This window comes from Methylobacterium variabile, from assembly GCF_001043975.1.
GTDB lineage: Bacteria > Pseudomonadota > Alphaproteobacteria > Rhizobiales > Beijerinckiaceae > Methylobacterium > Methylobacterium variabile.
On the sequence record NZ_LABY01000089.1, the window covers coordinates 21,396 to 30,751 of the forward strand.

Genomic DNA, 9,356 nt, shown 5'->3' on the forward strand with positions numbered 1-9,356 from the left:
GCGCGTCAGCTCTGGGTCGACATCCGGTCGATGAAGAGCGAGCCGCGGGAGATCACCCGCTCGCCCTCCTTGAGGCCGTCGAGGATCTCGACCGTGGCGCCGTCGACGACGCCGGGCCGCACCGGCCGGTTCTCGACCGAGTTGTCGGGCTTGAGCACCCAGACGCTGGCCTTGTTGCCCTCGAGGATCACGGCGGCCCGGGGCACGGCGTGGGACAGGCTCTCGCGCTCGTTGATGATCCGCACGCTGGCATACATCTCGGGCTTGAGCAGGCCCTGGCGGTTGTCGATCTCGGCCCGGACGGTGATGCGGCGGGTCGCCGGGTCGACCGAGGTGCCGATGTAGTTCACCCGGCCCTCGAAGTTGCGGTCCGGATGGGCGGGCACGCGGAACATCACCCTCTCCCCGATCTCGACCTTGGCGGCATCGGCCTCGCGCAGCTGCGCCACAAGCCAGACCTTCGAGAGATCGCCGATGATGTAGGACGGCTCGCCGCCGGTGCCGACGTACTGGCCCGGGCCGATCTTGCGCTGGATGATGGTGCCGTCGAGGGGCGCGTTGATCGGGGTGTTGGGATTGATCGCCGAGCCCCGCTGGAGGGCGGCCATGTCCTCGTCGCGCAGGCCGAGGATGCGCAGGCGGTTGCGCACCGCCTCGAGCCCGACCTCGGCGGTGCGGTTGTCGTTGGTGGCGCTGGTGAGGTCGTTCTGGGCAACCTGCAGCTCGCGCAGGGTCGTGGTGCGGGTCTCGAACAGGTCGCGCTGGCGCTTCTCGGCCGCCTGCGCGAAGGCGAGCTGCGAGCGGCTCTTGTTCAGCACGTTGAGGGCCGCCAGGTAGTCGTTCTGGGCCTGCACCATCTCGTTGGCCTGGACCGAGAACAGCGGCTGGCCGCGCTTCACCTGCTCGCCGGCGCGGGCGAGGATGGCGATGACGCGGCCCGGATAGGGCGAGAAGACCGGGGTGGCCTGGTACTCGTCGACCCCGATCTTGCCCTCGGTGGCGATCTCCTCGAAGAACTGGCGCTTGACCACCGCCTCGCTCGACACGGTGGCGAGCTGGGACGGCGAGAGGGTGAAGGCCTTGCCGGCCTGCCGGACCGGCACATCCGCGAAGGCGACGATCGGTTCCTGGCGATGACCCGGGCGGAGATAGGGATAGGCGAAGGCCGCGCCGGCCGCGGCAACGGCCAGGATGACGACCTGGCTCCTCAGTCTCAGCGTCCGGGGCATGGGTGTCACACTCTTGGTCTGCGGGCGCGCTGCTGCACCGCCGAGATCACGGGTCCTTGGAGAGCAGAGACATTTAGCAAAATTCTTTGACGCGTAAATGAACGATCGCCGAGCCATTCGGTTCGGCGGCAGCGACGGATGGCTTAATCCGTTCGTCCTTACGTCCCGGGGGCGAGCAGGGTCGCGACCCGGGCCGCCAGGTCGGCGGAGGGGAAGGGCTTCTCCAGCACCGCGAAGTCCGCCGGGATGCGCGCCGCCTCGGCGTGGCCGGTGACCAGCAGGAAGGGCAGGGCGGGCCAGCGCCGGCGCACCGCCTCGGCGAGGTCGAGGCCGCTCATGCCGGGCATCGCCAGGTCGGCGACCACGAGGTCGAACCGCTCCGTCGCGAGGCGCTCCAGCGCCGCCTCGCCGCTCGGCACCTCGACCTCGTCGTAGCCGAAGCCGTTGAGGAACGAGGCGGTGACGTGCCGGACCTGGGGATCGTCGTCAACCACCAGGATCCGGGCCCGGCGCGGCGCCGGCGCGGGCGCCGCCTTGGAGGCCGGCGTCGCCTCGACCGCCTCGCGGGAGCGCGGCAGGTAGAGCAGGACCGTCGTGCCGCGCCCGACCTCGCTGTCGATCCGGATGGTGCCGCCGGATTGCTGGACGAGGCCGAACACCATCGCGAGGCCGAGGCCGGTGCCCTGGCCGACGCCCTTGGTGGTGAAGAACGGCTCGAACACCCGGCCGAGGATCTCCGGCGGGATGCCGGTGCCGGTGTCGCGGATCGCGATCACCGCGTAGTCGCCGTCCTTCAGGTTCGGGTCGGCGCTGCCCGTGACCGTCTCGTTGCGGGTCGAGAGGGCGACGACGCCTCCCTCCGGCATCGCGTCGCGGCCGTTGATGCAGAGGTTGAGGATCGCGAGCTCGAGCTGGTCGGGATCGACCTTCGCCGGCCAGAGGTCGGGGCTCAGGGAGTGCTCGACCTGCACGAAGCCGCCCAGGCTGCGCCCGAGCAGGTCGTCCATGCCGCGGATCACCGCGTTGAGGTCGACCACCCGGGCCTGGAGGTCGCGGCGGTGGCTGAAGGTGAGCAGGCGCTTGGTCAGGGCCGCGCCGCGCTGCGCCGCCTGGGCGGCGTTGGTCATCAGCCGCGACAGGCGGGCATCGCCCGCGACCTTCGGCAGGGCGAGCTCGAGGCTGCCGAGGATCGCGGTGAGCAGGTTGTTGAAGTCGTGCGCGACGCCGCCCGCCAGGGTGCCCAGCGCCTGCATCTTGTCAGCCTGGCGCAGGCGCGCCTCGAGCAGGCGCTGCTCGGTGATGTCGCGGGCGATCACCGCGAGATGGACGACCGCGCCGGCGGCGTCGCGGATCGGCACCCGGGTGACCTGGTTCCAGGTCTGGGCCGCCTCGGGCCCGGTGCCGACCACCGTCTCGGTCGGCGCGCCGGATGCGATCGCGGCGTGGTCGGCGGCCGCCGCCGCGGCGGCGTCCTCGGGGCTGAGGAAAGCCGCCTCGCTGTGGCCGAGGCAGGCCTCGACGGACGGAGCGCCCAGGCGCTCGGCCATGCGGGCGTTGAGCCGCAGGAAGCGCCCCTCGGTGTCCTTGAACGCGATGGCGTCGCCGGCATGGTCGAGGAGGCCGCGCAGCAGGGCGCGCTCGGTGGCGAGCTCGCGGGCGAGGCGGTGGCGCTCGTAGGCGCCGCGCACCGCGCTGCGCAGGAGCGCCGGGTCCCACGGCTTGGTGACGTAGCCGGTGATGCCGCCGCGGTTGAGGGCCGAGACCACCGCCGAGATGTCGGCGTAGCCGGTGAGCAGGATCGCCTGCGCGTCGGAGATCTCCCGCGCCCGGGCCAGCAGGGCGTCGCCGGTCAGGCCCGGCATGCGCTGATCGGACAGGATGACGTCGATGTCGGGCTCGGCGGCGATCAGCTCCAGGGCCTCGGCCGGCCGGCTGGTGGTGAGAACCCGGTACTCGTCCTCGAAGAGGTCCTCGAGGGCGACCAGAATGTCCGGCTCGTCGTCGACCGCCAGGATCGTGCCGCGCGCTATCGACCTCATCGCCTCGCCCGTCACGCCCACGGTCATGCCGTCCGCCGCGGAATGCTGATCACGAAGCAGGCCCCTCCCTCGGGCGCCGATTCCACGGATAATTGTCCGCTATGCGCCTGCACGACGCTGTACGCAATGGCGAGGCCGAGCCCGGTGCCGGATCCGACCGGCTTCGTCGTGAAGAAGGGCTCGAAGATCCGCTCGCGCAGCTCCTCCGGGACGCCCGGGCCGGTGTCGCAGATCCGGATCACGTCGTGATCGTCGCGGATCGCGGTCTCGATCGTGATGGTGCCCTCGTCGGGGATCGCGTCCGCCGCGTTGCCGAGGATGTTCATCACGACCTGGTTGAGCAGGGCCGGCGAGCAGCGGATCTCGGCCGCGCCGGAGAAGTCCTTGCGCACCGTGATGCGGCTGCCGAGCTTGTGCTGGATCAGGGCGAGCACGTTCTCGATCGCGTCCGGCACGTTGACGGTCTGCATCTCGCCCTCGTCGAGGCGCGAGAACTTGCGCAGGTTGACGACGAGGTCCTGGATCCGGGCGAGGCCGAGGCGCATCGACCCGACCCGGTCGCGGGCCTTGTCGAGGGCGCGCCGGGTGGGCGCGCCCTCCGGCACCGTGGCGGCGACCTCGCCGATCAGGCGCTCGACCGTGCCCTGGTGGGCGAGGATGAAGGCCAGCGGGTTGTTGATCTCGTGGGCGATGCCGGCGACGAGCTCGCCGAGGGAGGCCATCTTGGCGGCCTGAACCAGCTTGGCCTGGGTGTCCTTGAGGCGGTGGTTGGCCTCCTCGAGGTCCTGGTTGGCCTGCGCCAGCGCTCCGGCGAGCGCCGCCTTGGCCTCGGCGGCGGTCGCCTCGGCCTTGGCGCGCTCGGCGGCCAGCGCGTGCCGGCGCACCTCGTCGGCGACCCGCCGGTCGTCCTCCTCCAGGAGCTTGCGGCGCACCAGGGTGCGCACCCGGATCGCCAGCAGGTCGGCATCCGCCCCCCTCGCCGTCGCGTCCCTGGCCATCACGTCCTTGGCGACCACGTCGTCGGCCCCGGCGGAGAACGCCTGGACCAGCAGGTCCTTGCTGGAGGCGGCGGCGCTGCCGATGCCGACGAGGTAGAAGCCGGGCGCCCCCGCCCCGGTGGCGGCGCCCCGCAGGGCGTCGATCCGGCGGCAGAGGGCGATGGCGTCGAAGCCGGCCCCCAGGAGGTCGACGGTGACGCAGTCGAAGCCCTCGCCCGGTGCCTCGAGGGCCGCCATGGCCTGGTCCGGCCCGTCCGCCGTCACCACCTCGTGCCCCTCCTGCGCGAGCAGCGCCGCGAGGTAGGCCCGGAAGGTGGCGCTGCCGTCGACGACGAGGATGCGGGCGCGGCGGAAGCTCGCCGCCTGGCCCGGCTCGTCCGCCGGGACGGCGGCCCGCTCGCGCAGCAGCGCGCGGATGCGCAGCAGCAGCAGGTCCCGGTCGGCGGATTTCGGCACGTAGGCGTCGGCGCCGCTCTCGAGCCCCTGGCGCTCGATGTCGCGGCCGCTCGCCTCGGTCAGCATCAGCACCGGCGTCGCCCGGGTGCGCACCGCCAGGCGCATCTGCCGGGTCAGCTCGTCGCCGTTCATCCCCGGCAGGTGGTAATCGGCCACCACGAGGTCGGGCAGGCCGTGGTTCATCGCCTCCAGCGCCGCCTCGGCGGTGGCGTGGCGCGCGACCGTAAAGCCGCTGCGCTCGAGGAACAGCCGCAGATGCAGGGCCTGGGTCTCGGAGTCCTCGACCAGCAGGATGCGCGGCGGGCTCGCGGGCGCCGGGACCGCGCCGGTCACGCGGAGAGGCCCAGCTGGAGCGCCCGCAGGATCCGCGGGGCGATCAGGTCGAGGGGCAGCACGCTGCCGGCCGCCCGCAGGCGCACGGCCGCCGCCGGCATGCCGTAGACCACCGCCGAGCTCTCGTGCTCGGCGATCGTCGCGGCGCCGGCGAGGTGCATGTCGAGGAGGCCCGCGGCACCGTCCTCGCCCATGCCGGTGAGGAGCACGCCGAAGCCCCGCGGGCCGGCCACCCGGGCGATCGAGCGGAACAGGAGCGTCGCGGAGGGCCGCTGGCCGCCGACCGGCGCGTCGTCGAGGAGCGCGACGAGCCCGCCGGGGGTCAGGGTCAGGTGACGGTCGCCCGGGGCGACGTAGACGTGGCCGGGCAGGGGCCGCACGCCCTCCCGGGCGATGCCGACGCTGAGCGGCACGACGCCGTTCAGCCAGTCGGCGAAGCCCTCCATGAAGGCCGCGCCCATGTGCTGCACCAGCAGGACCGGGAGGGGGAAATCCGCCGGCAGGGCGCCGAGGAGCTTGGCGAAGGCCGGCGGCCCGCCGGTGGAGGCGGCCACCGCCAGCACGCTCGGGACCTGCGTCACCGGGACCTGAGTCGTCGGGGCCGGCACGCCCGGCCCGCGCGCCTCGTCCCGCGGCGGCGCGAGGCGCTCGGCGCCGATCGGCCGGCGCCGGATCACCGGCACCTGGCTCATGATGCGCAGCTGGGTGCAGATCTGGTCGGCGATCGCCTCGTAGGCACGGTGGCCGGTGCCGACCGGCTTCTCGACCACGCTCAGCGCCCCGGCCCGCAGGGCGTTCATCGAGATCTTCAGCGAGGAATCCTCGATCGCGTCGGCCACCACCACGATCGGGGTCGGGCGCTCGGCCATGATCCGCCGGGTGGTCTCCAGGCCGTCGATGCCCGGCAGGCGGATGTCCATCGAGATCACGTCGGGCTGGACCCGGTGGATCTCCCGCAGGGCCTCCTCGCCCGAGGCGACCGCCGCGGCGAGGGCCAGCCGCGGATCGCGGCTGACGATGTGGGCGAGGAGCTGGCGCACCACCAGCGAATCCTCCACCAGCATGACGCGGACGGGGACGCTCACAGCAGCTGACCGATCGTGTCGAGAAGCTCGCGCTGGTCGAACTTCTGCTTGGTGATGTAGGCGTCGGCCCCGAGATCGAGGCCCCGGCGGATGTCGGCGGGATCGCCGCGGGAGGTCATCAGGATCACCGGCAGCCGCGTCAAGCCCGGATCGGCCTTGACGGCCTGGAGCAGGCCGAAGCCGTCCAGGCGCGGCATCTCGACGTCGGCCACCACGAGGTCGACCTCCGCCCCGTCCCGGCGCAGGCGGTCGAGGGCGTCCTGCCCGTCGACGCAGACGAAGACCCGGTAGCCGTGGGCCTCCAGGATGCTCTTCTCAAGGGTCCGGGTGGTGATCGAGTCGTCGACCACCAGCACGGTGGGCACGCGCTTCGCCCGGCGCTCGGGGGCGACCGTCGCCGGCGGGGCCGCCACCAGCCCGCCGGCCCGGGCCCGGGCGCTCAAGCCCTCGGCGTCGAGCACCAGGGCGGGAGTCTCGTCGGCGAGCATCACGGTGCCGGACATCAGCGCGGGATCGCCGCCGAGCGGCGGGGCCGGGCCGACGAGGAGCACCCGCACGTCGAGCAGGCGGTCGACGGCGACGGCGCAATGCGCCGGCCCGCAGCGCAGGAGGACGGCGCGGACCAGGCCGTCGTGGAGGGGAAGGGGGGCGACACCGGATCCGAGGAGCGACGCGAGGGGAACGAGCGGCACGACAACGTCCCGTCCCCCCTGGTTGATCCGCGCCGCCGGCTCGCCCGCCACGGACGCGAGGTCGCGCTCCCGCAGCCGCAGCAGCCCGGCCACGGCGCCGCTCGGCAGGCCGAAGGTCTGCGGGGCCGACCCGGGCTGAAGCGCCGCCTCGACGAGCAGCACCGGCTGGCGGGCGGCGGAGAGCGGCACGGCGATCGTCACCTCGGCCCCGAAGGGCTCGGCCGGCCGCAGGGCGGCCCGGCCGCGCAAGGCGCGGGCGGCCTCGGCCACCACCGACAGGCCCATGCCGCGACCGGAGATCCGGTCGACCGAGGCGGCGGTGGAGAAGCCCGGCGCGAAGACGAGGTCGAGGATCTCCGCCGGGCCGGGCGCCGCCCCCGGCGGCACCAGCCCCTGGCGGCGGGCGGTCTCGAGGATGCGGGCGAGGTCCGGGCCGCGGCCGTCGTCCCGGACCGTGACGACGAGCTGGCTGCCCCGGGAGGCGACCGCCAGGGTGACGGCGAGGGCCTCCGGCTTGCCGGCGGCGCGGCGCGCCTCCGCGGCTTCCGCGCCGTGGCCGATCGCGTTGCGCAGGGCGTGCAGCACCGGGTCCTTGAGCGCCTGGAGCAGGCCGCGGTCGACCTGGAGGTCGAGGCCCTGGAGCCGGACGTCGACGGGCAGGCCGGCCTCGCGGGCGATCTCCCGCACCATCCGGCCGTAGCCGCCGAACACCGTCTCGGCCGGGACCAGGAGCAGGCGGTCGGCGTCGTCGCGCAGGCGCCGCAGGGCGGTGTCGACGGCGCCGGTGCTGCGGCTCTGCACCCGGGCGAGGGCCGAGATGCCGCGGATCACCCCGCGCAGCTCGCCGTCGAGGCGCCGCACCCGGTCGACGAAGCCGTCGAGGGCGGCGCCGGCCGGATCGCCGGCCTCGCGCAGGCGGCGGGCGAGGGCCACCATCTCGCCGGTGCGGCCCTGGACCGTGTCGACGCTGCGGCGAAGCGCCCGGGCGCCGGATTCGAGGCCCGCCACCGCGCCGCCGATCGCTTCCTGGCCCTGGAGCGCCGCCGTGAGGTCGTGAACCGCCCGCGACAGGTCCTCGACCTGGTCGCTGGCGATGCGCAGATACGCGACGGTACCGTCCTGCGTCCGCTCCGCGGACGGAACCTGCGTCCGCTCGGCGACCGGAGCGTGCTGTGCCGGCGCGGGCTCGGCGTCGCGGTCGGCCGCCGGGGCCGGCACGGACGCCGGCACCGGCGTGCCGGACAGGCAGGCGTCGAGGGCCGCGATGGCGTCGGCGGGCGCCTCCGGCTCCGGCGTCTCGGCGAGCCCCGCGACCAGGCCCTCGATCCGGTCGAGGGCGAGCTCGACCACGCCGGCGGTCGCCCGGTCGAGGCCGGCCCGGCCCTGCACCACCCGGTCGAACAGGGCCTCGAGCCGGTGGGCGATCTCCTCCACAGCCGGGAGGTCGACGGCCCGGGCCGCCCCCTTCAGGCTGTGGGCACGGCGAAACACGTCGTTCCAGTCGGCGGGGCTGCCCGCCTCGGCCGCGGCGAGCGCCGTGCGGATCGCCGCGAGGTGCTCCCGATGCTCGGCGTCGAAGGCCGCGAGGAGGAGCTGGCGGATATCGTCCATCGGCCGTCGCCGGGCCGGTCAGAGCCGGTAGCGCTCGGCCAGGGCCAGGAGGGCGCCGGCGAGCTCGCTCAGGTTGGCGGCGGCGGCCTCGACCTGGCGGGTGCCGGCCGCGGTCTGCTGGCTCGCCTGGCGGATGTTCTGCAGCGCGCCCATCACCTGCTCGATGCCGAGCTGCTGCTGGTTGGTCGAGGCGACGATCTGCTGGAAGGTCTGCACGCTCTCCTGCACCCGGGCGGTGATCTCCTCGATCGTCGCGTGGGTGGTGTCGGTGCGCTCCTTGCCCACCGCGACGCGCTTGACCGCCTCCTCGGTCAGCATCACCGAGGCGTTGATGCCGCGCTGGATGTCGCCGAGGATCGCCCGGACCTGGGCGGTCGCCTCCTTGGCCTGGTCGGCCAGCGCCTTCATCTCCGAGGCCACCACCGCGAAGCTGCGCCCGCTCTCGCCCGCCGCCGCCGCCTCGATGGCGGCGTTCAGCGCCAGGAGGTGGGTGCGCTCCGAGACGTCGTTGACGGTGGCGATGATCTCGCCGATCGCCTGGGTCTTCTCGCTGAGCGCCACGATGTTCTCCGCCACCGCCTCGCTCTGCTCGCGGATCGCGTCCATGGCGCGGGCGGTCTCGTCGACGGCGCGAAGCCCCGCGCTCGAGGTTTGGGCGGTGGCCTGGGCGGTGGCGATGACTTCTTGCGCGCGCTTGCCGATCTGGGCGCCCGCATGCGTGATCTCGTCGACGGTGGCGGCGGTCTCCTGCACGGCGGCGAACTGCTCCTCGACGCTCGCGGCCTGCTCCTGGGCCGAGGCCCGGATCTCGGCGGCCGCCGCGTTGAGGTTCGAGGTCGAGGCGCGGTTCTGGCTCGCGAGCTGGCGCAGGCCCTCGACCATCTGGTTGAGCACCGCGCCTCGGCCGCGGACC

The 9,356-nt window shown here is 73.9% G+C and carries 6 protein-coding genes; all 6 read right to left on the reverse strand.

What is annotated here, in order from left to right:
* Positions 1-5 precede the first annotated feature (5 nt).
* Positions 6-1,229 carry an efflux RND transporter periplasmic adaptor subunit gene (locus tag VQ02_RS14175; protein WP_048444848.1) on the reverse strand — a complete coding sequence of 408 codons (1,224 nt, stop codon included), beginning with the start codon at positions 1,227-1,229 and terminating at the stop codon, positions 6-8.
* Positions 1,230-1,387: 158 nt separating this feature from the next.
* Positions 1,388-3,268, reverse strand: coding sequence for a response regulator (locus VQ02_RS14180; protein ID WP_209437015.1), 1,881 nt, complete (start codon positions 3,266-3,268; stop codon positions 1,388-1,390).
* A 23-nt stretch (positions 3,269-3,291) separates the two neighbouring features.
* Positions 3,292-5,055, reverse strand: coding sequence for a response regulator (locus tag VQ02_RS14185; RefSeq protein ID WP_048444850.1), 1,764 nt, complete (start codon positions 5,053-5,055; stop codon positions 3,292-3,294).
* Positions 5,052-6,119, reverse strand: a complete 1,068-nt coding sequence (gene cheB, locus VQ02_RS14190; protein WP_048444851.1) for a chemotaxis-specific protein-glutamate methyltransferase CheB — start codon at positions 6,117-6,119, stop codon at positions 5,052-5,054. Before cheB ends, VQ02_RS14185 begins: the two co-directional genes overlap by 4 nt.
* Positions 6,120-6,136: 17 nt before the next feature.
* A complete protein-coding gene (locus VQ02_RS14195; RefSeq protein WP_048444852.1) occupies positions 6,137-8,443 on the reverse strand; it encodes a hybrid sensor histidine kinase/response regulator in 2,307 nt (768 codons plus the stop codon).
* Between the two features lie 18 nt (positions 8,444-8,461).
* On the reverse strand, positions 8,462-9,356 hold an 895-nt coding region (locus VQ02_RS14200; protein WP_048444855.1), incomplete at its 5' end, for a methyl-accepting chemotaxis protein.